Annotated in this window: 26 protein-coding genes; 14 read left to right on the top strand and 12 right to left on the bottom strand. The window is 63.9% G+C overall.

Annotation, left to right across the window (positions count from 1 at the left end):
• Positions 1 to 157 precede the first annotated feature (157 nt).
• The 5 genes from FBY03_RS09125 to FBY03_RS09105 form a co-directional block, all read right to left on the bottom strand.
• The gene (locus FBY03_RS09125) at positions 158 to 1,501 is read right to left on the bottom strand and encodes a DUF1329 domain-containing protein (RefSeq protein WP_147171880.1); all 1,344 of its coding nucleotides are present in this window, start codon (positions 1,499 to 1,501) and stop codon (positions 158 to 160) included.
• A 194-nt stretch (positions 1,502 to 1,695) separates the two neighbouring features.
• A complete protein-coding gene (trmB, locus tag FBY03_RS09120; RefSeq protein WP_218570767.1) occupies positions 1,696 to 2,367 on the bottom strand; it encodes a tRNA (guanosine(46)-N7)-methyltransferase TrmB in 672 nt (223 codons plus the stop codon).
• Between the two features lie 280 nt (positions 2,368 to 2,647).
• Positions 2,648 to 3,442, bottom strand: a complete 795-nt coding sequence (locus tag FBY03_RS09115) for a thiazole synthase (RefSeq protein ID WP_147171878.1) — start codon at positions 3,440 to 3,442, stop codon at positions 2,648 to 2,650.
• 75 nt (positions 3,443 to 3,517) lie between these two features.
• Positions 3,518 to 3,718, bottom strand: coding sequence for a sulfur carrier protein ThiS (thiS, locus tag FBY03_RS09110; protein ID WP_147171877.1), 201 nt, complete (start codon positions 3,716 to 3,718; stop codon positions 3,518 to 3,520).
• A gap of 107 nt (positions 3,719 to 3,825) precedes the next feature.
• The gene (locus FBY03_RS09105; protein WP_147171876.1) at positions 3,826 to 4,206 is read right to left on the bottom strand and encodes a DUF423 domain-containing protein; all 381 of its coding nucleotides are present in this window, start codon (positions 4,204 to 4,206) and stop codon (positions 3,826 to 3,828) included.
• 200 nt (positions 4,207 to 4,406) lie between these two features.
• Here FBY03_RS09105 and FBY03_RS09100 point away from each other — a divergent pair, with 200 nt between their 5' ends.
• Together FBY03_RS09100 and mtgA are read left to right on the top strand one after the other, a co-directional pair.
• Complete coding sequence (locus tag FBY03_RS09100) at positions 4,407 to 4,751, top strand: cupin domain-containing protein (RefSeq protein ID WP_147171875.1); 345 nt, start codon at positions 4,407 to 4,409, stop codon at positions 4,749 to 4,751.
• Positions 4,752 to 4,919: 168 nt separating this feature from the next.
• Positions 4,920 to 5,654 carry a monofunctional biosynthetic peptidoglycan transglycosylase gene (mtgA, locus tag FBY03_RS09095; RefSeq protein ID WP_147171874.1) on the top strand — a complete coding sequence of 245 codons (735 nt, stop codon included), beginning with the start codon at positions 4,920 to 4,922 and terminating at the stop codon, positions 5,652 to 5,654.
• 52 nt (positions 5,655 to 5,706) lie between these two features.
• Here the strand turns inward: mtgA and FBY03_RS09090 are convergent, their stop codons facing one another.
• The 5 genes from FBY03_RS09090 to ftsY all read right to left on the bottom strand — a co-directional run bounded on the left by FBY03_RS09090 (position 5,707) and on the right by ftsY (position 10,552).
• A complete protein-coding gene (locus FBY03_RS09090) occupies positions 5,707 to 6,312 on the bottom strand; it encodes a hypothetical protein (RefSeq protein WP_147171952.1) in 606 nt (201 codons plus the stop codon).
• 66 nt (positions 6,313 to 6,378) lie between these two features.
• Positions 6,379 to 7,233, bottom strand: coding sequence for an RNA polymerase sigma factor RpoH (rpoH, locus tag FBY03_RS09085; RefSeq protein WP_147171873.1), 855 nt, complete (start codon positions 7,231 to 7,233; stop codon positions 6,379 to 6,381).
• A 111-nt stretch (positions 7,234 to 7,344) separates the two neighbouring features.
• On the bottom strand, positions 7,345 to 8,361 hold the full coding sequence (gene ftsX / locus FBY03_RS09080) for a permease-like cell division protein FtsX (RefSeq protein WP_147171872.1): 1,017 nt from the start codon (positions 8,359 to 8,361) through the stop codon (positions 7,345 to 7,347).
• A complete protein-coding gene (gene ftsE, locus FBY03_RS09075; protein WP_147171871.1) occupies positions 8,361 to 9,029 on the bottom strand; it encodes a cell division ATP-binding protein FtsE in 669 nt (222 codons plus the stop codon). Before ftsE ends, ftsX begins: the two co-directional genes overlap by 1 nt.
• A complete protein-coding gene (gene ftsY / locus FBY03_RS09070) occupies positions 9,026 to 10,552 on the bottom strand; it encodes a signal recognition particle-docking protein FtsY (RefSeq protein WP_147171870.1) in 1,527 nt (508 codons plus the stop codon). The genes ftsE and ftsY overlap by 4 nt, the downstream gene beginning before the upstream one ends.
• Positions 10,553 to 11,194: 642 nt before the next feature.
• Between ftsY and FBY03_RS09065 the strand changes: the two genes are divergently transcribed.
• From FBY03_RS09065 to FBY03_RS09030, 8 genes are all read left to right on the top strand, one after another.
• Positions 11,195 to 11,935 (top strand): SDR family NAD(P)-dependent oxidoreductase, encoded by a 741-nt coding sequence (locus FBY03_RS09065; protein WP_147171869.1) that lies wholly within the window; start codon positions 11,195 to 11,197, stop codon positions 11,933 to 11,935.
• Between the two features lie 4 nt (positions 11,936 to 11,939).
• The gene (locus tag FBY03_RS09060) at positions 11,940 to 13,139 is read left to right on the top strand and encodes a hypothetical protein (protein WP_147171868.1); all 1,200 of its coding nucleotides are present in this window, start codon (positions 11,940 to 11,942) and stop codon (positions 13,137 to 13,139) included.
• A complete protein-coding gene (locus tag FBY03_RS09055) occupies positions 13,139 to 14,380 on the top strand; it encodes a hypothetical protein (protein ID WP_147171867.1) in 1,242 nt (413 codons plus the stop codon). Before FBY03_RS09060 ends, FBY03_RS09055 begins: the two co-directional genes overlap by 1 nt.
• A 1-nt stretch (position 14,381) precedes the next feature.
• Positions 14,382 to 15,005, top strand: a complete 624-nt coding sequence (locus tag FBY03_RS09050; RefSeq protein WP_178090608.1) for a 2OG-Fe(II) oxygenase — start codon at positions 14,382 to 14,384, stop codon at positions 15,003 to 15,005.
• A gap of 66 nt (positions 15,006 to 15,071) precedes the next feature.
• On the top strand, positions 15,072 to 15,971 hold the full coding sequence (locus FBY03_RS09045) for a DMT family transporter (protein WP_147171865.1): 900 nt from the start codon (positions 15,072 to 15,074) through the stop codon (positions 15,969 to 15,971).
• 70 nt (positions 15,972 to 16,041) lie between these two features.
• Entirely contained in the window at positions 16,042 to 16,776 is a 735-nt protein-coding gene (locus FBY03_RS09040) for a cupin domain-containing protein (protein ID WP_147171864.1), read from the top strand.
• Positions 16,773 to 17,552 carry a class I SAM-dependent methyltransferase gene (locus tag FBY03_RS09035; protein ID WP_147171863.1) on the top strand — a complete coding sequence of 260 codons (780 nt, stop codon included), beginning with the start codon at positions 16,773 to 16,775 and terminating at the stop codon, positions 17,550 to 17,552. The genes FBY03_RS09040 and FBY03_RS09035 overlap by 4 nt, the downstream gene beginning before the upstream one ends.
• A 145-nt stretch (positions 17,553 to 17,697) precedes the next feature.
• The gene (locus FBY03_RS09030; protein WP_147171862.1) at positions 17,698 to 18,069 is read left to right on the top strand and encodes a hypothetical protein; all 372 of its coding nucleotides are present in this window, start codon (positions 17,698 to 17,700) and stop codon (positions 18,067 to 18,069) included.
• A gap of 19 nt (positions 18,070 to 18,088) precedes the next feature.
• Here the strand turns inward: FBY03_RS09030 and FBY03_RS09025 are convergent, their stop codons facing one another.
• Complete coding sequence (locus tag FBY03_RS09025; protein ID WP_147171861.1) at positions 18,089 to 19,516, bottom strand: PLP-dependent aminotransferase family protein; 1,428 nt, start codon at positions 19,514 to 19,516, stop codon at positions 18,089 to 18,091.
• A gap of 640 nt (positions 19,517 to 20,156) precedes the next feature.
• Here FBY03_RS09025 and FBY03_RS09015 point away from each other — a divergent pair.
• The 4 genes from FBY03_RS09015 to FBY03_RS09000 all read left to right on the top strand — a co-directional run bounded on the left by FBY03_RS09015 (position 20,157) and on the right by FBY03_RS09000 (position 24,675).
• The gene (locus tag FBY03_RS09015) at positions 20,157 to 21,509 is read left to right on the top strand and encodes a pitrilysin family protein (protein WP_147171860.1); all 1,353 of its coding nucleotides are present in this window, start codon (positions 20,157 to 20,159) and stop codon (positions 21,507 to 21,509) included.
• Positions 21,502 to 22,989 (top strand): pitrilysin family protein, encoded by a 1,488-nt coding sequence (locus FBY03_RS09010; protein ID WP_147171859.1) that lies wholly within the window; start codon positions 21,502 to 21,504, stop codon positions 22,987 to 22,989. Before FBY03_RS09015 ends, FBY03_RS09010 begins: the two co-directional genes overlap by 8 nt.
• Positions 22,989 to 23,600: a 16S rRNA (guanine(966)-N(2))-methyltransferase RsmD gene (gene rsmD / locus FBY03_RS09005; RefSeq protein ID WP_147171858.1), complete on the top strand. Its 612-nt coding sequence runs from the start codon at positions 22,989 to 22,991 to the stop codon at positions 23,598 to 23,600. The genes FBY03_RS09010 and rsmD overlap by 1 nt, the downstream gene beginning before the upstream one ends.
• Positions 23,601 to 23,685: 85 nt before the next feature.
• The gene (locus tag FBY03_RS09000; RefSeq protein WP_147171857.1) at positions 23,686 to 24,675 is read left to right on the top strand and encodes a hydrolase; all 990 of its coding nucleotides are present in this window, start codon (positions 23,686 to 23,688) and stop codon (positions 24,673 to 24,675) included.
• Between the two features lie 103 nt (positions 24,676 to 24,778).
• Here FBY03_RS09000 and FBY03_RS08995 read toward each other — a convergent pair whose 3' ends face one another.
• Positions 24,779 to 25,438: a TetR/AcrR family transcriptional regulator gene (locus FBY03_RS08995; protein ID WP_147171856.1), complete on the bottom strand. Its 660-nt coding sequence runs from the start codon at positions 25,436 to 25,438 to the stop codon at positions 24,779 to 24,781.
• Positions 25,439 to 25,462 lie beyond the last annotated feature (24 nt).

Here is a 25,462-nt window from a genome sequence, read left to right as displayed (position 1 = left end):
GTACTCAAGCCCTGGCACTCAACCCCTGGCGCGGCCACCACACCCACCCAGGGGCACCTACTTCTCGCGCACCAGCACCTAATCGCCACAAGCGAGGACGGCGCCGCGCACAGCAAAAAGCCGCCCAGTTGGGCGGCTTTTGCGATCGGCTCGTGCCTCAGTTGCCTTCGCGGCGCAAGGCCTGCGGAGTGAAGTCGCGCGGATTCAGTGGGGCGTTGAAGTCGTACATCGGCTCGTTGTTGTCCAGGCCATCGACGAAGTAACGCGCGTCCTTGAAGTCGTAAATGGTCTCCAGGGTACTGCCGAACATCGGCACCTCGTAGTAGCTGATCGAATGACTTTCCTGCAGCCCCGTCAGCTCGCCATTCTTGTCGTACAGATCGACCGCGAGAATCTGCCAGCTGTCCTCGTCCAGGTAGAAGCGGCGCTTGGCGTAGGGATGGCTGAAGCCTTTGCGCAGCTCGGCCTCGACCACCCACACGCGGTGCAGCTCATAACGCAGCAGCTCCGGGTTGACCGTATTGCGTCGCAGGATGTTGTCGTAGGCAATGCCTTTCTGGTGCACCGCGTAGCTGTTGTACGGCACCAGCATTTCCTGCTTGCCGAGCAGCTGCCACTGGTAGCGATCCGGCGCGCCGTTATAGACATCCACCTGGTCAGCGGTGGCCATGCCGTTGCTGTCCGGCTGCAGGCTGTCGTAGGCCAGTCTCGGCAGACGGCGCACCCGCCGCTCGCCGCGGTTGAAGCGCCAGGCCTTGCGAATCGCCAGCACCTGATCGAGGGTTTCCTGCACCACCAGTGCCGAGCCGGCCAACTTGGACGGCGCGACCACCTTGTATTTGTAATAGAACAGGGTGTTATCCAGGTCCTGCGGACTGACCCCTTCGCGTCCGTAGAGGTAGTACACGTCGCGTTCCAGCTTGAGCAGGTTGTAAGCGCCACTCGACAGCACTGCCGCCTGGTTGGTGACCATGCGGATCTGGTTGCCGCGGTAATGCATGATGTGGTTCCAGATCGCCTGTTGGCCGTTCTCCGGCAGCGGGAAAGGCACCCCGGCGGCGGCTCCGGCGACGCCGTTGCCGTTGGAGATCAACTCGGCATTCAGGGCGTTGAAGCGCGTCGCGTCATAGATCCGCTGTGGCGCCGCAGCGCTACGCCGGGTCGGGTAAACGCGCAGGTAATAGTCGGGATTCTGCTCCAGCAACAGCCGCAGACCCGGCGGCAGCTGCGCCTGGTATTGGCCGAGGTTCTGGCTATTGACCTGATACAGCGGGGCATCATCGACGTAGGGGTCGGGATGGTGCATGCCCGGTTGATAACTGGCCGGCGGCTGCGCCAGGCCGCCCTGCCAACTGGGGATGGTGCCGGCCAGGTTACCGGCGCGTTCGCCGCCAAGCGGCGTCAGGTCCTGACCGAGGCGCGCGGCCTGGACGCTGTCGACCTTGGCCTGCGCCTGCAGCACGACGCCGGCCAGCAGCAGGATGGGTAGGGTTCTCAACACAACATTCTCCTCACGACGTATAAGCCATACGCCGCTGTTTTTTTGGTGCTCTGACCATGAATAGATCGAGCTTTATGCTGTTGGCTTGGTGAGGAGCCGTCCTGGTGCCGGGTTATCCCGATCTTTTGAATCGTCCCTGTGGCGCGATTACGCCATGCCGCGCCGATCGCTCGGCGCGTGAAAGCTGTACTGAGTTAGTCGACGCGCTGGAACTTGAGGTCCCATACGCCATGACCGAGGCGTTCGCCACGGCGTTCGAACTTGGTGATCGGCCGCTCGGCCGGACGCGGCACGCAGCCGCCGTCAGCCGCCTGGTTGCGGTAGCCCGGCGCTACGTTCATCACTTCCAGCATGTACTCGGCATAGGCCTCCCAGTCGGTGGCCATGTGCAACACACCGCCGACCTTGAGCTTCTGCCGCACCAGCTCGGCGAACGCCGGCTGGACAATGCGGCGCTTGTGATGGCGCGCCTTGTGCCAGGGGTCGGGGAAGAACAGCAGCACGCGATCGAGGCTGGCGTCGGACACGCAGTTGCGCAGCACTTCCAGCGCGTCGCAACTGTAGACCCGCACGTTGCTGAGGTTCTGGGTCATCAAGCCGTTGAGCAGCGCGCCGACGCCGGGCCTGTGCACCTCGACGCCGATGAAATCCTGCTCGGGCGCAGCGGCGGCCATCTCCAGGGTCGAGTGGCCCATGCCGAAGCCGATCTCGAAGGTACGCGGCGCCTGACGGCCGAACAGCGCATCGAAATCCTGAGCGCCGTCCTCCAGCTTCAAGCCAAACTTCGGCCAGCCCAGATCGAGGCCGCGCTGCTGGCCTTCGGTCATGCGCCCGGCACGCATCACGAAACTCTTGATGGTGCGCAAGTGGCGCTTGTCCTCGGCCGGAGCCGAGGGTTCGTGCGATTCGGTCATCGGGTGCTCTTCAAAATCGGTGGTTTTTAAGCTGTCTTAGCGGACGATTGAAAGCGTAGCGAGCGACGGCTAGGCAAGGCGAAAGCAGGCGAGGATGCGCAATGTACGACTGTACATGAGCATTACTCGTTTCACTCGCCCTACGGGCCGCGCTAAAGCGCGTTAGCCGCAAGCGGCTTGCCGAGTCTGCTTTCAACGCCGCATAGCCGAGCGCAGTAGCTTTCAACGTCTGCTAACGGATCAGGCCTTCCAGGGGGGACGAGGCACTGGCATACAGCTTCTTCGGCATGCGCCCGGCCAGATAGGCCAGGCGCCCGGCTTCGATGGCGTATTTCATCGCTTCGGCCATCATCACCGGGTTCTGCGCGTGGGCGATGGCGCTGTTCATCAGCACCGCCTCGCAGCCCATCTCCATGGCGATGGTGGCATCCGAGGCGGTGCCCACGCCGGCATCGACCAGCACCGGGACTTTCGCTTCCTCGAGGATGATCCGCAGGTTATAGGGGTTGCAGATGCCCAGCCCGGTGCCGATCAGGCCGGCCAGCGGCATTACCGCGATGCAGCCCATCTCGGCCAGTTGGCGGGCGATGATCGGGTCATCGCTGGTGTAGACCATCACGTCGAAACCATCCTTGACCAGCACTTCGGCGGCCTTGAGGGTCTCTATCACGTTGGGAAACAGGGTCTTATCGTCTGCCAGCACTTCCAGCTTGACCAGCTTGTGGCCATCCAGCAGCTCGCGCGCCAGGCGGCAGGTGCGCACCGCCTCGGCGGCGTCGTAGCAACCGGCGGTGTTGGGCAGAATGGTGTAACGATCCGGCGAGATCACATCCAGCAGGTTGGGCTCGCCCGGATTCTGGCCGATGTTGGTGCGGCGCACCGCCACGGTGACGATCTCGGCACCCGAGGCCTCGATGGCGGTACGGGTCTCATCGAGGTCCTTGTATTTACCGGTGCCGACCAGCAGACGCGACTGATAGGTACGGCCGGCCAGGGTGAAAGGCTTGTCGCTACGAACGTGGCTCATCGGAAATCCTCTTGGGCTTAGGCGCTGCTGTCGCCTGGTCTATTGCTCTCGGGGCTGCACTGTCGCGGCTGGGCGTTAACCGCCGCCGATGGCGTGTACCACTTCGACCCGGTCACCGTCGCGCAGCGCGGTGGCGCCGTGCTGGCTGCGCGGCACGATATCCAGATTGAGCTCGACCGCCACGCGGCGTCCGGCCAGGTCCAGACGCCCGATCAGATCCTCGACGGTCTGGCCATCGGGCAGCTCGAATGATTCACCGTTCAACTGAATGTGCATGGCAGAGCGGTCACAACTGGAGAGGGGGCGGGCATTCTAGCCCGATCACCGACGATGACCAAGGCTAAAGGGCGCCGCTCGTCCAGAGGCCTGACTCTGCAGTCAGCTTAATTCGCTCGCGGCGCGCGCCAGGCGGCCAACCCCAGACACAACCAGCCCGCCAGAAAGGCCAGGCCGCCGAACGGGGTGATCATCCCCAGCTTGCTGATGCCGCTCAGCACCAGCAGATACAGGCTGCCGGAGAACAGCAGAATGCCCAGGGCGAACAGACTTCCCGCCGCTGTCAGCAGACGCCCCGGCAGCTGGGTGCCGAGCAAGGCGACCGCCAGCAGGGCCAGCGCATGCACCAGCTGGTACTGCACGCCGGTGTGAAACACCGCCAGGTATTCGACCGACAGGCGGGCTTTCAGGCCATGGGCGGCGAAGGCCCCGAGGGCCACGCCGCTAAAGCCGAACAACGCGGCCAGCAGGGTATGGAGACGCAACATGCACAACACTCCCGAATGACTATTCCATGATCGCGGCCAACACCTATGCCGCGGTAACCCGCACGGCGCACAGATCTGGCAGTGGCGGGAACCAGGCCATAGCAGGTCGGCTGCAGACATTCCCGGCCCGGCGCGCGCGCCTATATTAACCGCGCAACCCACCGCTCACCTGCCCCTCTCACCTGCCAAGGAAAAGCCCCATGTCCAACCCGATCACCGTACTCAGAGACACTCATCCGCTACCGGTGCTGGATGCCTGCAAGTGGAAGAAGGTCGCCGGCGACCCGCACACGGTGAACCTGAATGCCTACACCTCCGAAGACGGCAAAAAAATCATGGGCACCTGGATCTGCACGCCGGGCACCTGGGAAGTGGAATATGACCGCTGGGAGTACTGCCACTTCCAGGAGGGCTACTGCATCCTCACCCCGGAAGGCCAAGAGCCGATCCACCTCAAGGCCGGCGACATCTTCGTCCTCGAAGTCGGTTTCCGTGGCACCTGGCAAGTCGTAGAGACGGTGCGCAAGTACTTCGTCTTCGCCTGACCGGTTACCCCGCTGCCGCCGTTGACTACAGACGGCGTCAGACAAGTGGCCTGCGTGGCTAGTTCAATTGATCAACTAACCGTACAGGCCACCGGCGCCGCGACAAAGCAGCGCGAGCGCCCAGCCCCCTCGTTATAATGGCCGGCACTCTTGCCTGGCCTCGTTCGCATGTTTCGATCCATCCGCCGCCGCCTGTTCAAACTCCTGCTCTGGTTCATGGCCGGCTCGGCCCTGCTCGTGCTGCTGTTTCGCTGGATCCCGCCACCCGGCACGGCGCTGATGGTCGAACGCAAGGTCGAGTCCTGGGTCGACGGCCAAGCCATCGACCTGCAGCGCAACTGGCGGCCCTGGAGCGAGTTGCCGGACGACCTCAAGCTCGCGGTGATCGCCGCAGAGGACCAGAAATTCGCCGAGCACTGGGGCTTCGATCTCGCGGCGATTCAAGCGGCCCTGGCGCACAACCAGCAGGGCGGCTCGGTGCGCGGCGCCAGCACCTTGAGCCAGCAGGTGGCAAAGAACCTGTTTCTCTGGTCGGGCCGCAGCTGGCTGCGCAAGGGCATCGAGGTCTGGTTTACCGGGCTGATCGAGCTGCTCTGGCCCAAGCAGCGCATCCTCGAGGTGTACCTCAACAGCGCCGAATGGGGCACTGGGGTGTTTGGCGCAGACGCCGCCGCGCGGCATCATTTCGGCATCGGCGCGCCTTATCTGTCACGCCAGCAAGCCAGCCTGCTCGCCGCCGTGCTGCCGAACCCGCGCGAGTGGCGCGCCAACCGACCGAGCAGCCACGTCAGCCGCCGCGCCGCGTGGATTCGCCAGCAGATGCGTCAACTCGGCGGCAACCACTACCTCAACCAGCTGCAGGCCACCCGCCCGGACTGGTGGCCGCACTGGCTGAAAGTCTGAACACCCCCAGCTCGATAGCCAGTAACCGGCGACGCGGCGTCTGAAGTCTGCGCTAAGGCTGCTGCAAGGCTTTGCGCGGCACCGCGTGCAGCACGCTCAGACGCTCATTCTGGATATGCAGGGTCAGCCCCAACTCGGGATACACCCAGGCCTGGCCTTCGTCCAGCTCCAGGCGCAAGCGCGGCTGACCCAGATTGCCGACCAGGCGCTCAACCGCCACCTCGGCCTGTGGCTTGAGCACCAGACTGGCAATCGCATGACTGCTCATCTGCGCCAGTAACTGCTCGCTCAACGGCTGCTCGGCGCCCTGGGCGTTCGCTCCCTGCGCCGCCACCAGACTGTCGCGCTCGGCCTCGCTCAACGCCAGTTCGGCTTCCAGCGTCCAAGGCTCGCCATCCGCCTGCCACTGCCCGCGATAGAGCAAGCGCGGCCCGTCCAGGCTCGGCTGCAGCCACAACTCGCCCGCCACCTCGTCTTGCAACCGGGCCAGGCTCAGGCGGTCATCGGCCAGCGGCGTCAGCACCCTGGCTTGCCATTCGTCAAGCCAGGGCAGCGGTGCAGCGGGGACGGGCGGACGGGTCAACCACGCGCCCCAGGCGAAGAACAGTAGCGCGACGGCGGCAAACACCAACCAGTGCTGGGCGCGCAGGGGCGGCATCGTTTTCAAGATTTTTCTCCAGGCAGAAAAAAGCCGCACCTGGGTGCGGCTTTTCGGGGTGTGCGGTTACGCCGCAATCGAGCCCTTGAGCTTGGTCATGGCGTTCTTCTCCAGCTGGCGGATGCGCTCGGCGGAGACATTGTACTTGGCGGCCAGGTCGTGCAGCGTGGCCTTCTCTTCGGCCAGCCAGCGCTGGTAGAGAATGTCGCGGCTGCGCTCGTCGAGGCCTTCCAGGGCCTGGTGCAAGTTGGCGCTGGAGCTGTCGCTCCAGTCGGCGTCTTCCAGCTGACGCGCGGGGTCGTAACGGTGGTCTTCCAGGTACTGCGCCGGCGACTGAAAGGCGCTGTCGTCATCCGCTTCGGCGGCCGGATCGAAGGCCATGTCGTGGCCGGTCAGGCGGCTTTCCATCTCGCGCACTTCACGCGGCTCGACCCCCAGGCTTTCCGCCACGGCATGCACTTCGTCGTTATTCAGCCAGGCCAGACGCTTCTTCTGGCTACGCAGGTTGAAGAACAGTTTGCGCTGCGCCTTGGTGGTGGCGACCTTGACGATGCGCCAGTTGCGCAGGATGAACTCGTGGATTTCCGCACGAATCCAGTGCACGGCGAAGGACACCAGACGCACGCCCATTTCCGGGTTGAAGCGCTTGACCGCCTTCATCAGGCCGACGTTGCCTTCCTGAATCAGGTCGGCCTGGGCCAGGCCGTAGCCGGAATAGCTGCGCGCGATATGCACGACGAAACGTAGGTGCGCGAGCACCATCTGCCGAGCCGACTCGAGGTTCTGCTGATAGTAGAGACTCTCGGCCAGTTCGCGCTCCTGCTCTTGGGTCAACAGCGGTATGCAGTTGACCGCATGCACGTAAGCCTCCAGGTTGGCGCCTGGGACTAGGGCATGAACAGGTTGCAATGAAGTGGACATGGGAACCCTCCGACTCACGAATCGCGTGAAGTGTAGCACTGCGCAATATGACTTGGAACGCGTATACAAGTTCCGTTACAGATAGTCAATATTAACGAAATCAATTGCTTACTACCTGGGGGCCAATTCATTCAAATGCCGGGCGACCGCCACCCAGGCGCCGATATAGCCCAGCAGCACCGCACCCAGCACCAGCGACAGGCCGTCTGCCAGCGGCACGCCGGCCAGGGCGAAGTCACTGCCGTACAGCCCGGCCAGGCGCACCACCGCCGCGTTCAGCCAGTCCAGGCCATAGGCCAGCACCAGCCAGGCCAACAAGCCGGCACCGAAACCGTACAGCGTGCCCATATAGAGGAAGGGCCGGCGCACGTAGCTGTCGGTACCACCGACCAACTTGATCACCTCGATCTCGGTGCGGCGGTTCTCGATGTGCAGACGAATGGTATTGCCGATCACCAGCAGCAGCGCCATCACCAGCAACAGGGTCAGACCGAAGACGAAGCGCTCGCCGAGCTTGAGGATCGCCGTCAGGCGTTCGACCCAGAGCAGGTCGAGCTGCGCCTGCTGCACCTTGGGCAGCTCGGCCAGGCGCAGGCGCAAGGCTTCCAGGGTGGTCTTGTCGACCTCTTTGGGGGTCACCAGCACCACGCCCGGCAAGGGGTTTTCCGGCAGCTCCTTGAGCGCCTCGCCCAGACCCGACTGCTGTTGAAACTCGTTGAGTGCCTGCTCGCGGCTGATCCACTCGGCCTCCTCGACGTCCTCCATCGCCGCGATCAATTCGCGCAGCCCCTCACCCTCGGCCTCGCTGGCGTCGATATTGAGGAACAGGGAAATCTGCGCCGCCCGTTGCCAGGAGCCACCGAGGCGATCGACGTTCTCCAGGAGCAGGGCCAGACCCATCGGCAGGCTCAGGGCCACGGCCATCACCAGGCAGGTAAAGAAGCTGCCAATCGGCTGCTTGGCCAAGCGGCGCAGGCTGTCGACCAGGCTGGCGCGGTGGCTCTCCAGCCAGGCGTGCACCTGGCTGCGAAAGTCCGGGCCATCGTCCGGGGTCGGCTGCTCGGACTTTTTCGGCGCGGCGCCGACGCGCTGGGCCGGTTGCGGAGGTGGAATACGGGTGGCACTCATCAGACGGCTTCTCCGTCGCCGATCAAACGGCCGCGTTGCAGGGTCAGCATGCGGTGGCGCATGCGCGCGATCAGGGCCAGGTCGTGGCTGGCGATCAATACGCTGGTGCCGAGACGATTGATGTCCTCGAACACCCCCATGATTTCCGCCGCCAGACGTGGATCGAGGTTGCCGGTCGGTTCGTCGGCGAGCAGCAGGGCCGGCCGATGGACGATCGCCCGGGCAATGCCGACGCGCTGCTGCTGGCCGGTGGAGAGATCGCCGGGGAACAGCTCGGCCTTGTCCGCCAGCGCCACGCGCTCCAGCGAGGCGCCGACACGCTTGCCGATCTCCGGTTTGGACAGGCCGAGGATCTGCAGCGGCAGGGCAATGTTGTCGAACACGCTGCGATCGAACAGCAGCTGGTGATTCTGGAACACCACGCCGATCTGCCGGCGCAAGAAGGGGATCTGCGCATTGGTGATCTGCGCCAGGTCCTGGCCGGCCAGCAACAGCTTACCGGTGGTCGGCCGCTCCATCGCCAGGATCAGACGCAGCAGGGTGCTCTTGCCGGCACCGGAGTGCCCGGTGACGAACAGGAACTCGCCACGCCGGACACGAAAACTCAGCTCGTGCAGCCCGACGTGACCATTGGGGTAACGTTTACCGACCTGCTCGAAACGAATCATGCGCTCTCTCTTTCCGCAAACAGCGCCTGGACAAAGGGTTCGGCCTCGAAGGTGCGCAAGTCGTCGATGCCCTCACCGACACCGATATAACGGATCGGCAGACCGAACTGCTTGGCCAGGGCGAAGATCACCCCGCCCTTGGCGGTGCCGTCCAGCTTGGTCAGGGCCAGGCCCGTGAGGTTGACGGTCTGATTGAACTGCTTGGCCTGGTTGATCGCGTTCTGCCCGGTGCCGGCGTCCAGCACCAGCAACACTTCGTGCGGCGCAGTGTCATCCAACTTGCCGATCACCCGGCGGACCTTCTTCAGTTCTTCCATCAGGTTGTCTTTGGTGTGCAGGCGCCCAGCCGTGTCGGCGATCAGCACGTCCATGCCGCGCGCCTTGGCCGCCTGCACCGCATCGAAGATCACCGAGGCGGAATCGGCGCCGGTGTGCTGGGCGATCACCGCGACCTGGTTGCGCTCGCCCCACACCTGCAATTGCTCGACCGCCGCGGCGCGGAAGGTGTCGCCGGCGGCCAGCATGACCTTCTTGCCTTCGAGCTGGAGCTTCTTCGCCAGCTTGCCGATGGTGGTGGTCTTGCCGGCGCCATTCACTCCGACCACCAGGATCACGTAGGGCTGTTTGGCCTGATCGATCAGCAACGGCTGCTCGACCGGCCTGAGCAAGGCGGTCAGCTCTTCCTGCAAGGCCTTGTACAGCGCGCCGCTGTCGGTCAGCTGCTTGCGCGCGACCTTCTGGGTCAGACTCTGGATGATCGAGCTGGTTGCCTCGACGCCCACGTCGGCGATCAGCAGGCGGGTTTCGATCTCATCGAGCAAGTCGTCGTCAATCGCCTTCTTGCCGAGGAACAGGCTGGCCATGCCATCGCCGAGGCTGGCACTGGTCTTCGACAGGCTCTGCTTGAGGCGGGCGAACCAGCCGCCCTGGTTGTCGCCCGGTTTGTTCTGCTCGACCAGCGCCGCCACCACCGGTTCCGGCTCGGGCGCCGCAATCGGCGCGACCACGGGCTGCACGGGGGCGTGCAGCACCTCGCTGCCAACGTTGAGACGAAAGCGCGAACCGCCTGCCGTGGGAGTCGCGGGAGCTGCTGGAGCTGCTGGAGCTGCTGGAGCTGCTGGAGCTGCATCAGTCTGCGGCTTGGGCGCGGCCTCAGCGCTAGCGAACGGAGCCGTGGCAGGCTGTGGAGCGACGGCGGTTACGGGCGTGGCCTGCGCAACGAGCGGTGACGGTGTCGGTACTGCTGGCGGCGCAACCGGCGCAACGGCGGCTGAAGGCTCATCGGCGGTTTGTGCTGGAGCCGGCGCGGCAGCGGGCGGCGAAGTCGGCGCCAGAGCGGGCGGCGCGACGGGTGCTGGCGATGCTACCGAGTCACTGCTGGCAGGCTCCTGCGGCTTTTTCCGCAGCCAACCGAACAGCCCTTTCTTCTCGGCGTGCGTGTCGGTTTTTTTCTCGTCGTCGGCCGCCGTGCTGGGCGCAGCAGTCGGTGCGGGGGTCTTCTTGTCGTCGTTGGAACCAAACATGGAGGACGGCTATCTCAAAGGAGCGACGCGCCATAGGCGGGTCTGGAACATTGCGTGTGCAGCACAATATAAGAGTTGAGGGGCGCACACAGTAATATTCAGACGCCGTACCCGGCAGGACCGCCAGTAAAACGGACGGCTATCCTAGCACCTCCGCGCCCGCCGACGCTAAGCCCAAGCGGCGCCGTCCGACCGGTCGCCCCGGCCACCCGGCAGCGGCAAATCCCCACCGGCAGCACTGCCTGCAAGCCGCGTAGTAGCCAGCGGCGGGCTGTGCCGTAGACCTCGCCGCCCCAGCGAACACAGCGCAACAGCTGGATGCCGGGAAAGCTCAGGCCTGACGCCCCCTTAACTTGTTGCATGGCCTTGCCGCACCGCCACTCGCGCGCCCCTCCCTTCGACCTTCAGCATGGCGGGCTATCGCCGAACGGCGAAGACCTGCCTGCGTCGCGCCGCTGCCGCCCCAGCAACTGTCATGGTCGGCGAACGATACAGTTCGTTGCCGGCAGCCATGACCGTACCGGTACGCCGACTGCCGACCTCCTTAACCTGCACGTGTTCGCTCGGTGCCAAGCGCCCCGCCGGCCTAGCTGTTGATCCGCCCCGGACCGCTCCGGGAAACGCGATGAGAAAGGAGTTTCAATGATCACTAAGGAAACAGTCGTCGTCACCGGCGTGACATCGGGTGTCGGCCTGGCCTGCGCCAGGAAGCTGATAGAGCACGGCAACAACGTCATAGGCATTGGCCGTCGGCAAGCGCGTCTGGAGGCCCTGAGCAACGAACTCGGCGATGACTTCTATCCAATGCCCTGCGACGTCAGGGATGCCGACGATCTGCGCGCACGCCTTGCGGCGCTTCCAGAAAGGTTTCGCGGTTTCAGCAAGCTGATCAATAGCGCCGGCTTGCTGCAAGGCCAGGGATCGCTGCTGGACGTCACCCCGGCGCAGATCTCCAGCATGCTCGACACCAATATCAACGGTCTGGTCAATGCCACCCGAGCCGTACTGCCGCAGCTGATGGAGAGCGGACGCGGGCATATCGTCAACCTGACCTCGATTGGCGCTCACCTCCACTACGTCGGCGGCCATGTCTATGCGGCATCCAAGGCCTTCGTCGACCACTTCGGGCGCTGCCTGCGCACCGAGCTGATCGGCTCGCGAGTCAGGCTGACCAATATCGCGCCGGGCAAGACCCGTTCCGAGTTTGCCCTGGTGCAGTTTGCCGGCGATCAGGCACGTGCCGATCAGGTGTACAGCAGCCTGACCCCGCTCGAGCCGGAGGATGTCGCCAGCTCCATCCTCTGGGCGTTGGAACAGCCGCCGCACGTCAATATCAACGTCATTGAACTCGTGCCTGCCGACCAGAACCTCTCCTACCGGTGACCCCATGAGTCAGCCTCTCGCTCACTACTACGTCAGAAACAAACTGACCCATAAGTTGATCAGCAAGCGCGTGCTGTCGCCTATCTCGTTGTCCTTGCAACCGCCAGCGGATCTGGTCAAAGCCCTGAGCATCGAAGACGAAGTCTCCAAGTTGTCGACGGTATTCGCCGAGTTTCAGCATCGCAATGACAGCCAGAGCGGCCTGCCCCGCTATATGCCGTTCTATCGTTTCATCCAGTCCAAGTTCCCAGGCTTCCAATGGCAGATCCGCACCAGCGAAGGCAAGAAGACCTTGATCCTGGACAAGCCCTATATCAATCAAAGTCGTCCGTCGCTGTTGAACCTGCTGCTGTGTGCGGTCAACGACAACACCGCAACCACGCCGGCCCTGAAAGTCCGCTACCCCTCGATGCAGGGCTTGCCAGACGAGTTGGTGCTCGACCTCGAACGGGCCTTTGAAGCGCTGAGTTTCAGCCAATCGGCCGCGCACTTCATGGCGCGCTTCGCCGAGACGCTGCACAAGGGTCTGGCCGGAGAAAGGGTCACGCTGGTATCGCCGGTGTGTCCCGACTACGGCTTCGAGAGCAAGAACGGCCGCTTCCGCTACACCTTCGAGCAACTGGGCGATGGCATTGGTTTGGTCGCCGGGCGGGTGGTCAAGACGCTCCCCGTCCTGCAAGCCGTGCTGCGCAAGCACGGCATCGATGCGCAGCTAGCGGTGGCCGCCGGGGATTTCGAGGGCTTCGATGCCAGCACCCTGGCGCGCCTCAAGGAAACCCGCGCGGGCTTCGCCGGCAAGCTGCGAATCAGCCAGGAGAAAATCCTCAGCGCCCTCGGCCCGGACGCCGAGTCGCTATTGATCGCCGAGTCGGCAGGCGGGGAGTCGAGCTGGCATGCCCTGACCGCGGTTGCGCAGCAGCGCCTGGCCGAGGGCGACAGCGGCCGCATAGTCGCAGGCGACCTCGACTATGCCGCCATCTTCAATGCGCGACTGCCGCTCTACCAAGCCTGGCACCAGCAACGCAGCAACGACGAACTGATGCAGATCCTCTATGCCCAGGGCGCGGAATACGCCGCCATGGGCAAGGTGTTTGCCGAGCGCTGGAGCAATCCGATCGTGATCGGTGCCGACCACAATCGCATGCAGCCGTTCTACTGGCTCTACAGCCAGATCCCCGTCCTCTACCTGACCAGGGTCTATTGATGGACCGCCATGATCCGGCGGGGCAGCGCACCGCATACTGTCAATACGGGCCACAGGGCGACGTCCGTGCCAGCTATGCCCATCTGCCCTGGCAGGGCCTGTGGACCTGGCTGACCGGCAAGGGACAGGTGCTGACGCCAGAGGCCTTGCAGCTCGCCGCGAACGAAAGCAGCGAGCGCTTTCTGCTGGCTCATCTGCTGTTCACCTGGTCGGCGATCATCGCCATCCTGGTACTCGGCGGGTATGTCGTGCAGGGCGCTTTTTCAACGGTCACCACAGTGCTGCTGGTGCTGGTCGGCTGGGTGCTGATGGTCAACCGGCTGCGCAGCATGCAAGCCACCTTCCACTACCTGACTCATGGCGCCGTACTCAGGAACAAGGAGCGAGCACAGTGCTATGCCAAGGTCTTTCTGACCACGCCGCTGCTGTATCAGGACTGGGACAGCTACAACCAGAGCCATGTGCGCGAACACCACAATATTCGGGTGCTGTGTTCCGAGGATGATCCCGACCAGGCCTTTATCCGCCGCCAGGGCTTCTACCCGGGCATGCCTGAATCGGCCTATTGGTGGCGGGTCTGCTGCACGCCCTTTCGCCCCCGCTATCTGTGGCACCAGTGGCGCACCACCTTGCTCGACAGCTTTGTCCGCCCCCAGCGCTCGGAGCTGCTGTTGCGCTGGGCCTTCTGGAGTGCGCTGCTCGGCGGCCTGTGGGCGATCGACGGGCTCGCGGCCTTTGCCCTGATGTATGCGATCCCACGGGCGCTACTGTTCGAGCACTCCATGTGGCTGCAGCTGTTTACCGAACACCTGTGGTTTTACCAGCGCCAACCGCAGCGCACCGACAAGGCTCACTACGGCCGGCTGACCTGGGGGCGCTTCCAGGGTCGCCGCCCGCCGCGCAAGGGACTGGCCGCACAGTGCAGCTGGGCGCTGCAGGGTCTGCTCTGCGACCTGCCGGTACGCCTGTACGTGTACCCACAGGACTTGCCCAACCACGACGCGCATCACCGGCGCCCCAACATCCATTACCGGCATATCGCCAATTATCGAGCCAGCGTAGAGCGAGAGCCCTCGCCCTACGGCCCCTATCTCGAGGTCTGGGGCTTTATGGCGGGCCTGTATGTCATTCGCGACCACTTATGCCGAGGGGTTCGTGAGCCGTTTACCCCCGATGAACCCGCCACGGCGGCCAGCGCAATCACCGGCCCGGTCCCACAGGCCGATATTCAAGGAGCATGAAATGCAAGAAGTGATTCAAAACGCAAACCTGGAACTGCACAGCAACGCCTACGCCGCCCTCAATGCCGCACAGCTGTTCACCGACGAGGAAATCCGCTACCTGGATGAGGCGTGCCAGATCATCCCGAAGACCATCATCGAAATTGGCGACGTGGGCGAGCAGAACTATCTCTCGGTGGGGCGCTTCATGGAGGATCAGAAAGGTCAGTTGCCGCAGTACCGCAATGACCCCTACGGCAAGCGGGTCGTGGAGATTCTCTCCTCGGGCAAGAGCCGCGAGTTCTTCAACGGCATCATGCAGGGTGAGTGCTTTATCCGGCGCTGCCAGTCGAATCTCCTCGAGGCCGGCAACTTCATCGGCAAGCACATCGATACCTACAGCAACCTGGAGTACCGCTACTCGGTGGTCATCCAGTTCGGCAAGCAATACGAAGGCGGCGAGTTCTTCATCGAGCATGAAGGGCGTGAGTCGCAGCTGAAAACCGGGTATGCCGATGTACTGATCAACCGTTGCGAGATTCCCCATGGGGTCAACAAGGTGCAGAGCGGAACCCGCGCTTCGCTGGTGTTTTTCCTCAGCACGACCCCCTTGGACAAACCCAACCTGCACAACAAGCAAATCTGACCGGAGCGACCGTCCGACCACTCAGGTACGGACGCGCGGCCGGCGTCGCCAGAAGGAATCGAAAGCATGACGCAAGCCAACGTAGCGAGTTATCCAGATACCAAGAATCAAGACCTGCAGGCCTATCTGCTCGGCCTTATTTCGGTGGCGGCCTTCGCCATGACCTTGCCGGCGGCGAAAGTGCTCGCGGGGGATTTGAGCGCTGTCCAGGTCGGCATCTTCCGCTCGGTAATAGCGGCGTTTGCGGCGATTCCTTTTCTGCTCATAGGGCGCGCGAAACTGCCCAACCGCTCGCAGCTCAAGCGGATGCTATTGACCTCGACTGGCATCGTCTACGGCTTCCCCATTCTCACCGCACTGGGCATGCAATACGTGCCGGTCAGCCATGGCGGCGTGGTGCTGGCTGCGCTGCCGCTGTCCACCGCGATCTTCGGCACCCTGATCACCGGTATCCGACCCTCCCGGATGTTCTGGGTGGTCTCCTGCCTCGGCTTCCTGGTGGTCATGGCCTATACGGTGGCCATGTCGGATGTGTCGGACATCTACGTGGGTGACCTGGCCCTGCTCGGCGCGGTGCTGCTGGCGGGTTTCGGTTATGCCCAGGGCGGCGCGCTGTCCAAGGAGCTGCCCGGCTGGCAGGTGATGTGCTGGACCCTGGTGGTCAGCCTGCCGATCCTGCTGCCGGCCAGCCTCTGGCTCTACGACGGCGAGACCGTTGCCAACTTGCCCGACATAGGCGTAGCCGCGCTGCTGTTTCTGGCCCTGATCAATTCGCTGCTGGGCTTCTTTTCCTGGAACCGCGCCCTCGCGCTCGGCGGTATCCAGCGCATCAGCCAACTGCAACTGCTGCAGCCGTTCTTCACCTTCGCCTTCTCGATCTTCCTGATGGGCGAGTCCTGGAACTGGCTGACTCCGGTCGTCTGCGTCGTGGTCATCGTGTTGGTCTGGCTGGCCAAACGCACCTGAACCTGGCATCGCGTTGGCAACACGCCGCCCTGCCAACGCATGGCATCCACCTGCAAGCATAGGTACTCGTATGTCCGATATCGCCTCGATCGACCCAAATCTCATGCTGGTAGCGCCTCTGCAGGCAAGCAGCCGCTTCGCCTTCAGCGACCATCAGCATCGGGCGCTAATTGCCTCCTGGGCGGATGGCGAACGCTCGCTGCCGGGCCAGGCTACGCACTTCTTCATCGTCTACAGCGGATGCCTGCAGGTGACCCGTGGCGAACACACCTTCGAGCTGGGCGCGGGACTCTTCGCTAGTTTCCCGGGACCCATCCAGGTTCGTGGCGACGCCCAGGCCTTGATCGTCTCGCACCAGGGGTATACCGGCACGACGTTGCTGGGCGGGCCCGTGGAAGATCAAGGCCGGCTGCGTTACGTCGACGGTTGCACCAGCAGCCTGTTGCTCGCGCCACAGACAGCGGGCGATCCCTGCCTGAACTTCCTGCACCTGCCGGCCCATACGGCGCAAACCCCACACAGCCATCCTTCGCTGCGCGCCGGGTTGATCCTGTCGGGCAATGGTTATTGTGAGACCGAACTAGGCCTGTTGGCCTTCGAGCCAGGCACGCTGTTCGTCATTCCACCGGGCGTGCGCCATAGCTTTCAGAGCACGGAGCAGGCCATGCGCATCGTGATTTTCCATCCCGACTCCGACAGTGGCCCCAGCGACACCAACCACACCATGCTCAACAGAACCCTGGTCGAAGGCGTATCGGCCCAACAGCTGACCCACCTGCATACCCTGACGGAGGCGCAAGCATGAACTCTGGCACCTTCTTACGGCCCACCTCCGAGTTGCAGCAGTGGGATGCGACTCAATATGAGAGCAACGCGCGTTTCGTCGCCCACCTGGCCAGCGCCGCGGTCGAGTTGCTGGCCCTCCAGCCTGGGGAACGACTATTGGACATCGGCTGTGGCGATGGCTACCTCAGCGAGCAACTGAGCCGGGGCGGGGTCGATGTAGTCGGCTTCGATTACAGCCCGGAGCTGGTCAAGGCGGCCCGTGCAAGAGGGCTCGATGTGCGCCTGGGCAATGCCGAGCAGCTGTATTTTCATCAGGAATTCGACGCGGTTTTCAGCAATGCGGCGATGCACTGGATGCGCCAGGCCGACCAGGTGGCACTGGGGGTGCACTCGGCGCTCAAGCCAGGCGGGCGTTTCGTCGGCGAATTCGCCGGCGCCGAGAATGCCCTGATCATTCGCCGCGCGGTACACGACGCGCTGGCGCGCCGATCCATCGACCCGGAAGAGATCGATCCCTGGTACCTGCCCAGCGCCGGCGCCTATCAGCAGGTACTGGAAAACGCCGGCTTTCACGTCAGTTCCATCAGCTGGTTCGAACGGCCAGTGATCATCGATTATCCGATAGGCCAATGGATCGAGACCTTTGGCAGCCCGTACTTGACCATTCTGCCGGCGGCGGCGCGCGGCGCGTTTCTGGGTGAAGTGACCGAGGAGCTGGCAGGCGACCTGCTGCTCAGCGATGGCCGCTGGACGGTGGACTACACGCGCCTTCGTTTCCGCGCGGAGAAGAAATAGCGCGGCGCAACGCTGGCCTGGAGAGGTGGCCATGGCGCCTCTCCCGCCCATTGGGCAATAGGTGGTGAGTGAAGATAAGAAGCGTGGGCATTCGATAAATGATGGGGCAGCGACAACGCGCCTGACCGTCGAGTTGGAAGTAACTATGTCTATCAAAACCACTGGATTAGAACTGAAGTCTTTTTATGCCGATGCTGACGCCTGGTCCGGTCACGACGGCAAACCGCTCTATTGGGTCGACGACATCGGCCTGGCCATCAACGGCGCGGTCGTGGATGAAGACCCCAAGATTCAAGCGCTGCAGGACAGCGATGAAGTCCAGATTCTCAGCGGCTTCGTCTACTCCTACGAAAACCTGAGCGAGGTGGCGACCCTGGAGGAGTACTTCAACATCTGGCAACGCAGCCTCGGCTCGGTGTTTCTCGGCGCCTTCGTCCCGCCGGGTCAGTATGAAAACATCCGTGCGGCGATCGAGGCGGCCGGGGGTCAGGTACTGCGCAGGGCCACGAGCGCCTGAGTGTCCTGCCAGCGGCTGGTCAGAGGCTGTGTTCGGCGATCCGGGCGTGGTCGATTGCCACATGGGCATGGATGAAACGCCTGAACTCGGCATCGTTGCAATGACTCACATTGAAGCGAATGTGCCGGTCGTAATGACGGGTGTTGCTGAACAGCGACCCGGGGGCCAGAAAGATGCGGGCATCATGGGCCTGTTCGATCAGCCTGCGGATATCTACATGCTCGGCAAAGCGCCCCCAGAGGAATATGCCGTCGGCGCTGTGCCCATCGAAGACCACGCCCGCCTTGCCCAACCATTCCCGCGCCTTGGCGCGCTCTTGCATCACGCGCTGGCTCAGCGCGTCGAGATGGTGCTGGTAGCGCCCGGACTCCAGCGTGTAGGTGACGATGGTTTCGTCAATCGCCGAGCCGCACAGGAGGTTGTACATCTTCTGTTCGACCAGGCGCTCGACGAATGCCGGCGGCGCCGCCGCATACCCCAGGCGCAACGCCGGGCTCAGCACCTTGCTGAAGCCACTGATGTAAAAGGTCCGGTTGAATCCGTCCAGGCTGGCGAGGCGCAGGGTCTGTTGCGACGACAGCGAGCCGAAGATGTCGTCTTCGACTATATGGAAATCATACTTGTCGGCCAGCGAGAGGATTTTGTAGCCATTGGCCGGCGAGGTGCTGCCGCCTGTGGGGTTGTGGATCAGGGTCTGGGTCAGAAACAACTTCGGCCGGTACTTGAGCACCATGGCTTCCATGGCCTCCAGGTCCGGACCGTCGTTCAGGCGCGGAACGGTGATGATGTTGAAATCCCGGTCCTTGATCAACTTCAGTTGCAGTAGCAGGTAACTGGGGTCTTCAACCAACAGGTAATCCCCGGGTTTCAGCATCACCTTGCGAATCAGCGAGAACGCGTGGGTGGCCCCCGAGGTGACCACGATCTGGCTGCTGGAGGCGTTGATATGCAGCTCGCGCAGCTTGCGCGCAATCACCGCGCGCAACGCCTGGCTGCCTGCCGCCGGTGCGGGGACACTGCAGGACAGGGTGTTGCGAATCAGCCGCCCGGTCACCGAGGGCGGCACCGCATCGGCCAGCCAGGCCGGTGGCAGGTAGCCCGAACTGACGGGCAGGTCATATTGCGACGGGTCCAGGGCGCGGTAGAGAAACCCCGCGTGCAGGCTGGAGGGCGGTATCAGGCTGTCGAGATCCTTGAGTCCGCCCGCCTGCTTGACCGGCAGGACGAAGTAACCGGCCCCCGGTCGCGATTCGATGATGTGCTGCGCCACCAGGTCTTCATAGGCGCTGGTCACGGTAAAGATACTGACGCCCAGTTGTTTCGACAGCGCCCGGACCGAAGGCAGTCGACCGCCTTGAACCCACTGCAAGGACTCGATGCGGCTAATGATCGCGCTGCGAATCTGGTCTACCAACAGCACCTTGCTGCTGCGATCTATCTCGAACATCTCATTCCCTTAATTGCGGCAGACACCATCCTGGGAGCGCGGCCTTTCTGCCGCCGACAACGCAGAAAGTATCGACGATCGATTTGCCGGGCTGCAAGTGCGTGGTTCGCAGAGCAAAACATTCCAATATGCACGCAATAATTGCACTAGCAGCTTGATTTGAGCGCTGCCGGCGGCAGACCAGGTGCAATCCAGCCAATTCCCCTTGCCGGTCTACGCCGAGTCGGGCACCTTGCACGCAGTGTCCTAGGGTCTGTTGCCGTTTCATTCGCGGCCGCGCCTTAGCTTGTTTTTGCGCAAGGCAAGGCACGAGGAGCGCGGTTTGGTTGTTCCAAATGAGCGACGAGAAACGCCGCATCGCGCAAAAACAGGCCCGGGCCTTCGGGTTGCGCGGGAAATGGCCCCCGCTGTTGTTGCAGGACTTGGCAAGGGAATGACCATTACCTGCGTCCTGCGCCTGATCGGGGGCCATTTCTCGCGGCGACGCGGCCCGCAATGAAACGGCAACAGACCCTAGGAGTTGGCGCTGTGATCGCGCATCATACTGTGCCCCAGGCCGGGTCAGGCCATGCTGCCTGTCCCCTTATCTGGCGCGATCACAGCGCCAAGGTGAAACGTAATTGACGGTGACGACAGTCTCATGACTATGCTTGCTCAACGCGCTGCAGCCCTGCTGTTCGTAGTGCTCTGCCCTCTGCTGGGATTCGCCGCAGAACCACAGCCAACCCATGAATTTAGCCTGGATAACGGCCTCAAGGTCATCGTCCGCGAGGATCACCGCGCCCCGGTCGTGGTGTCCCAGCTCTGGTACAAGGTCGGCTCCAGCTACGAGACGCCCGGCCAGACCGGCCTGTCCCACGCCCTCGAGCACCTGATGTTCAAGGGCAGCCGCAAACTCGGGCCGGGCGAAGCCTCGCGCATCCTGCGTGAGCTGGGCGCCGAAGAGAACGCCTTCACCAGCGACGACTACACCGCCTACTACCAGGTATTGGCGCGCGACCGTCTGGGTGTGGCGCTGGAGCTGGAAGCCGACCGTCTGGCCAGCCTCACGCTGCCGGCCGACGAGTTTGCCCGGGAGATCGAGGTGATCAAGGAAGAACGCCGCCTGCGCACCGACGACAAGCCCTCGAGCCTGGCGTTCGAGCGTTTCAAGGCCATGGCCTATCCCGCCAGCGGCTACCACACCCCGACCATCGGCTGGATGGCCGACCTGAAGCGCATGACCGTCGAGGAGCTGCGCGCCTGGTACCAGGCCTGGTATGTACCGAACAACGCCACCCTGGTGGTGGTCGGCGATGTCAGCGCCAGCGAAGTCAAAGCCCTGGCCCAACGCTACTTCGGCGCCATCCCCAAGCGCGCCGTGCCAGCGGCCAAGGCCCCCCGCGAACTCGCGGCACCGGGTGAGCGACGCATCACCCTGCACCTGAAGACCCAGCTGCCGAGTCTGTTGATGGGCTTCAACGTGCCCGGCCTGGCGACCGCCGAGAAGCCACGCCAGGTGCATGCCCTGCGCCTGATCGGCACCCTGCTCGATGGCGGCTACAGTGCCCGCCTGCCCACGCGCCTGGAGCGCGGCGAGGAACTGGTGTCCGGGGCGTCCGCCTGGTACAGCGCCTACGTGCGCGGCGACAGCCTGTTCGTGCTGTCCGCCACCCCCAATACGCAGATGGGCAAGACCCTGGAGCAGGCCGAGGCCGGTCTGTGGCGCGAACTGGAAGAGCTGAAGAACACCCCGCCCTCCGCCGAGGAACTGGCCCGGGTGCGCGCCCAGGTCATCGCCAGCCTGGTCTACGAGCGCGATTCGATCACCAGTCAGGCCACCACCATCGGCCAGCTGGAAACCGTTGGCCTGTCCTGGAAATTGATCGACCAGGAGCTGGCCGAGCTGGAGGCGGTCACCCCGGCCGACATCCAGCAAGCCGCGCGCACTTTCTTCAATCGCGACCGCCTGAGCGTCGCCCATATTCTGCCCGAGGAGTCTCGCGATGAGTGAGCGTAATGGCCTGCGCTATGGCCTGCTCGGCCTGGCCCTGCTGGTGTTGCTGGCGATCCTGGCCCTGCTGATCAATCGCCCGGACGCCCCTGACAACGCAGCGAAATCTCCGTCGGCCGGGCCGGCTAAACTCGAATCCCTCGCCGAGCTGAATGGCCAGGCGCCGACTCACCGCAACCTGAAGATCCAGAGTTGGCAAACCGCCGAAGGCGCCAAGGTGCTGTTCGTCGAGGCCCCGCAACTGCCGATGTTCGACCTGCACCTGACCTTCGCCGCCGGCAGCAGCCAGGATGGCGAGGTGCAAGGCCTCGCCATGCTGACCAATGCCATGCTCAATGAAGGCGTGCCGGGCAAGGACGTTGGCGCCATCGCCGCGGGCTTCGAAAGCCTTGGCGCGGAATTCGGCAACGGCGCCTACCGCGACATGGCGATCGCCAGCCTGCGCAGCCTGACTGCCGCCGAACAACGCGAACCGGCTCTGCGCCTGTTCAGTGAAGTGATCGGCCAACCGACCTTTCCGGAAGAGGCCCTGGCGCGGATCAAGAACCAGATGCTGGCAGGCTTCGAGTACCAGAAGCAGAATCCCGGCAAGCTGGCCAGCCTGGCGCTGTTCGAGCGTCTGTATGGCAACCACCCTTACGCCCACTCGAGCGACGGCACCGCCAGCTCGATCCCCACTATCGGCCGCGAGCAGCTGCAGGCCTTCCATGCCAAGGCCTATGCCGCCGGCAACGTGGTGATCGCCCTGGTTGGCGACCTCTCGCGCAGCGAGGCCGAAGCCCTGGTGGCGCAGGTCTCCGCCGCCCTGCCGCAAGGTCCGGCGCTAGCAAAAATCGCCCAACCACAGGAGCCCGAAGCCGGCCTCCAGCATATCGAGTTCCCGTCCAAGCAGACCCACCTGATGATCGCCCAGCTCGGCATCGACCGCCGCGATCCGGACTACGCCGCGCTCTACCTGGGCAACCAGATCTTCGGCGGCGGTGGTTTCGGCACCCGCCTGATGGAAGAAGTGCGCGAGAAACGCGGGCTGACCTACGGCGTCTACTCGGGCTTCAGCGCCATGCAGGCGCGCGGCCCCTTCATGATCAACCTGCAAACCCGCGCCGAACTCAGCGAGGGCACCCTGCAACTGGTCAAGGATCTGCTGCGCGATTACCTGGCCAGCGGCCCGACCCAGGAGGAGCTGGACAACGCCAAGCGCGAATTGGCCGGCAGCTTCCCGCTGTCCACCGCGAGCAACGCGGCGATCGTCGGCCAGCTCGGCTCGATGGGCTTCTACGACCTGCCGCTGGATTACCTGGAAGTCTTCATGCAGCAAGTCCAGGCCTTGACCGCCGAGCAGGTGAAAACGGCCATGGCCAAGCACCTCGACCCACAGGCACTGGTGATCGTCAGCGCCGGCCCAAGCGTGAAACAGCAAGAGCTGCCACCGCCCACCGACACACCCGCCGAGCAACCCGCCGGCGTACCGGAGCACTGATGCGCAAGCGACCCTCCGCGCCGAAGGCGGCGCCCGCCCATGGCGGTGATGGCCAACTGCGGATCATCGGCGGCCAGTGGCGCAGCCGTCAGTTCGGCTTCCCCATGGCCCATGGCCTGCGCCCCACCCCGAACCGGGTGCGCGAAACACTGTTCAACTGGCTGGCGCCGCATGTCGAGGGCGCCAAGGTGCTCGACCTGTTCGCCGGTAGCGGCGCGCTGTTTCTCGAGGCGCTGTCGCGCGGCGCCGATAGCGCCCTGGCGCTGGACCTCAATCCCAGCGCCATCGCCAGCCTGCGCGGGCACCTGCAGACCCTGCGCTGCGAGAATGGTCAGCTGCTGCACGCCGACGCCCTGGTCTACCTCGGCAGCCCGGCCGCAAGCCCATATGACCTGGTGTTTCTCGACCCGCCGTTCAGCCAGGACCTGCTGCTGCCGGCCTGCAACCTGCTGGAGACACACGGCTGGTTGAGCGCCCACGCCTGGATCTACACCGAGAGCGAACACTCGCCGTCCAGCCTCGGCCTGCCCGGTAACTGGCGCCTGCACCGCGAACAGAAAGCCGGACAGGTGTATTACGCGCTGTGGCAGCGCTCCCCGGCCAACAACTAGCCCGGTAGCCCGGATACAATCCGGGGAACAGAGCCTCAGCTACTCAGCGAATCCCCGGAGTGCATCCGGGCTAGTGGTTACGCCCATGAACACGCCCTTCACACCCGCCTGGTGGTTGCCCGGCCCACACCTGCAAACGCTGTGGAATCCGCTGTGCCGCACGGCGCCGCGGCTGCAACGCCGACGTGAACGCCTGTGGCTGGAAGACGGCGACTTCCTCGACCTTGACTGGTACGGCCCGCACAACGCCACGACGCCCCTGGTGCTGGTGCTGCATGGTCTGACCGGCTCGTCCAACTCGCTGTACGTGCTCGGCGCGCAACAGGCCCTGGCCGCGCAAGGCTGGGCCAGCGTGGCGCTGAACTGGCGCGGCTGTTCGGGCGAGCCGAATCTGCTGCCGCGCGGCTACCACTCAGGTGCCAGCGAGGACCTGGCCGAAGTCGTGCGCCACCTGCGCGCCCAGCGGCCGATGGCGCCGCTGTATGCGACGGGTTATTCGCTGGGCGGCAATGTGTTGCTCAAATACCTCGGTGAGTCGGGCGAAGACAGCCAGCTGCAAGGGGCCGTGGCGGTGTCCGTACCGTATCGCCTGGATCAGTGTGCGGATCGCATCGGCATCGGCTTTTCCAAGCTCTATCAGGCGCACTTCATGCGCGAGCTGGTCAGCTATGTGCGGAACAAACGCAGCCTGTTCGCCCACCAGGGCCTGGCCGATCGTCTTTCTGAACTGGACAAGCTGGGACCGCTGGACGGCATGCGCACCTTCTGGGACTTCGACGGCCGGGTGACCGCACCACTGCACGGGTTCAGCGATGCCCAGGACTATTACCAGCGCGCCTCCAGCCGGTATTTCCTCGGCGCCATCCGCACCCCAACCCTGCTGATCCAGGCCGCCGACGACCCCTTCATATTCCGCCATAGCCTGCCGGAACCCGACGAACTCTCGGCCTCGACCCAGCTCGAACTGCATGCCCATGGCGGCCATGTCGGCTTTATCGAGGGCTCGGCCCAGCGCCCTGGCTATTACCTGGAACGGCGGATTCCGCAGTGGCTGGCGACGCAGGCCAAGGGTTAAAACAGCCTCGGCTCGGCACTGAGAGCTGTAGCCCGGATGCAAGCCGGGAGTCAGCCTCGAACCTGGTCCCGAATTACATCCGGGCTACCAGGGCACCTATCCGCTAGATCACCCGTTCCAGCGGCACGAACAATTTCGCATACAGGGCGTCCACCGCCGCCTGCGCCTGCGGTGCGATATAACCGCCCTCCAGCGCCAATACCTGATAGATGCCGCGGCGCAGCATTTCCTCACTGAGCTCAATCGGGCCGCCGCGGGCGGTGCAGAGGAAGCGCACCCAGGAGGTCATGATGATCCAGCTGTTGAGGGTCAGCGCCTCGATCTGCGCGGGGTTCATCAACAGGATGCCCGCGTCGACGAACCCCTGATAGATGCCTTGTGCGCCCTGCAGACAGCGCTGGGCGAACAAGCGGTAACGCTCGGCCAGGTGCGCGTCGCTGTCGAGCAGGTGCTCCAGGTCGCGATGCAGAAAGCGGTAATGCCACATCGCCGCCAACAACGCCTCCAGGTAGAAGGTCTTATCCGCCACGGTCAGCGCACGGTCCTGCGGGCGCCGCAGGAAAGCATCGACATGCGCTTCGTACTGGACGAACAGCTCGGCGATGATCGCCTGCTTGTTGCGGAAGTGGTAGTACAGGTTGCCCGGCGAAATGCCCAGGTGGGCGGCAATGTGGTTGGTGCTGACGCTGCGCTCGCCCTGGGCGTTGAACAGCTCGAGGCTGGCCTGAATGATGCGCTCGCGGGTTTTCAGAGGGGGCGACATAACGCAACTCGATCTCGACTCGAT

The organism is Pseudomonas sp. SJZ079 (genome assembly GCF_007993865.1).
Taxonomy (GTDB): domain Bacteria; phylum Pseudomonadota; class Gammaproteobacteria; order Pseudomonadales; family Pseudomonadaceae; genus Aquipseudomonas.
This window is presented reverse-complemented; position numbering and strand designations above follow the sequence as displayed.

What these genes read in the sequence shown, in the direction of transcription:
- FBY03_RS09115 (WP_147171878.1), bottom strand. Translation starts at nt 3,442, where the DNA reads ATGAGCCACGTTCGTAGCGACAAGCCTTTCACCCTGGCCGGCCGTACC.
- thiS (WP_147171877.1), bottom strand. Translation starts at nt 3,718, where the DNA reads ATGCACATTCAGTTGAACGGTGAATCATTCGAGCTGCCCGATGGCCAG.
- FBY03_RS09105 (WP_147171876.1), bottom strand. Translation starts at nt 4,206, where the DNA reads ATGTTGCGTCTCCATACCCTGCTGGCCGCGTTGTTCGGCTTTAGCGGC.
- FBY03_RS09100 (WP_147171875.1), top strand. Translation starts at nt 4,407, where the DNA reads ATGTCCAACCCGATCACCGTACTCAGAGACACTCATCCGCTACCGGTG.
- mtgA (WP_147171874.1), top strand. Translation starts at nt 4,920, where the DNA reads ATGTTTCGATCCATCCGCCGCCGCCTGTTCAAACTCCTGCTCTGGTTC.
- FBY03_RS09090 (WP_147171952.1), bottom strand. Translation starts at nt 6,312, where the DNA reads ATGCCGCCCCTGCGCGCCCAGCACTGGTTGGTGTTTGCCGCCGTCGCG.
- rpoH (WP_147171873.1), bottom strand. Translation starts at nt 7,233, where the DNA reads ATGTCCACTTCATTGCAACCTGTTCATGCCCTAGTCCCAGGCGCCAAC.
- ftsX (WP_147171872.1), bottom strand. Translation starts at nt 8,361, where the DNA reads ATGAGTGCCACCCGTATTCCACCTCCGCAACCGGCCCAGCGCGTCGGC.
- ftsE (WP_147171871.1), bottom strand. Translation starts at nt 9,029, where the DNA reads ATGATTCGTTTCGAGCAGGTCGGTAAACGTTACCCCAATGGTCACGTC.
- ftsY (WP_147171870.1), bottom strand. Translation starts at nt 10,552, where the DNA reads ATGTTTGGTTCCAACGACGACAAGAAGACCCCCGCACCGACTGCTGCG.
- FBY03_RS09065 (WP_147171869.1), top strand. Translation starts at nt 11,195, where the DNA reads ATGATCACTAAGGAAACAGTCGTCGTCACCGGCGTGACATCGGGTGTC.
- FBY03_RS09060 (WP_147171868.1), top strand. Translation starts at nt 11,940, where the DNA reads ATGAGTCAGCCTCTCGCTCACTACTACGTCAGAAACAAACTGACCCAT.
- FBY03_RS09055 (WP_147171867.1), top strand. Translation starts at nt 13,139, where the DNA reads ATGGACCGCCATGATCCGGCGGGGCAGCGCACCGCATACTGTCAATAC.
- FBY03_RS09050 (WP_178090608.1), top strand. Translation starts at nt 14,382, where the DNA reads ATGCAAGAAGTGATTCAAAACGCAAACCTGGAACTGCACAGCAACGCC.
- FBY03_RS09045 (WP_147171865.1), top strand. Translation starts at nt 15,072, where the DNA reads ATGACGCAAGCCAACGTAGCGAGTTATCCAGATACCAAGAATCAAGAC.
- FBY03_RS09040 (WP_147171864.1), top strand. Translation starts at nt 16,042, where the DNA reads ATGTCCGATATCGCCTCGATCGACCCAAATCTCATGCTGGTAGCGCCT.
- FBY03_RS09035 (WP_147171863.1), top strand. Translation starts at nt 16,773, where the DNA reads ATGAACTCTGGCACCTTCTTACGGCCCACCTCCGAGTTGCAGCAGTGG.
- FBY03_RS09030 (WP_147171862.1), top strand. Translation starts at nt 17,698, where the DNA reads ATGTCTATCAAAACCACTGGATTAGAACTGAAGTCTTTTTATGCCGAT.
- FBY03_RS09025 (WP_147171861.1), bottom strand. Translation starts at nt 19,516, where the DNA reads ATGTTCGAGATAGATCGCAGCAGCAAGGTGCTGTTGGTAGACCAGATT.
- FBY03_RS09015 (WP_147171860.1), top strand. Translation starts at nt 20,157, where the DNA reads ATGACTATGCTTGCTCAACGCGCTGCAGCCCTGCTGTTCGTAGTGCTC.
- FBY03_RS09010 (WP_147171859.1), top strand. Translation starts at nt 21,502, where the DNA reads ATGAGTGAGCGTAATGGCCTGCGCTATGGCCTGCTCGGCCTGGCCCTG.
- rsmD (WP_147171858.1), top strand. Translation starts at nt 22,989, where the DNA reads ATGCGCAAGCGACCCTCCGCGCCGAAGGCGGCGCCCGCCCATGGCGGT.
- FBY03_RS09000 (WP_147171857.1), top strand. Translation starts at nt 23,686, where the DNA reads ATGAACACGCCCTTCACACCCGCCTGGTGGTTGCCCGGCCCACACCTG.
- FBY03_RS08995 (WP_147171856.1), bottom strand. Translation starts at nt 25,438, where the DNA reads ATGTCGCCCCCTCTGAAAACCCGCGAGCGCATCATTCAGGCCAGCCTC.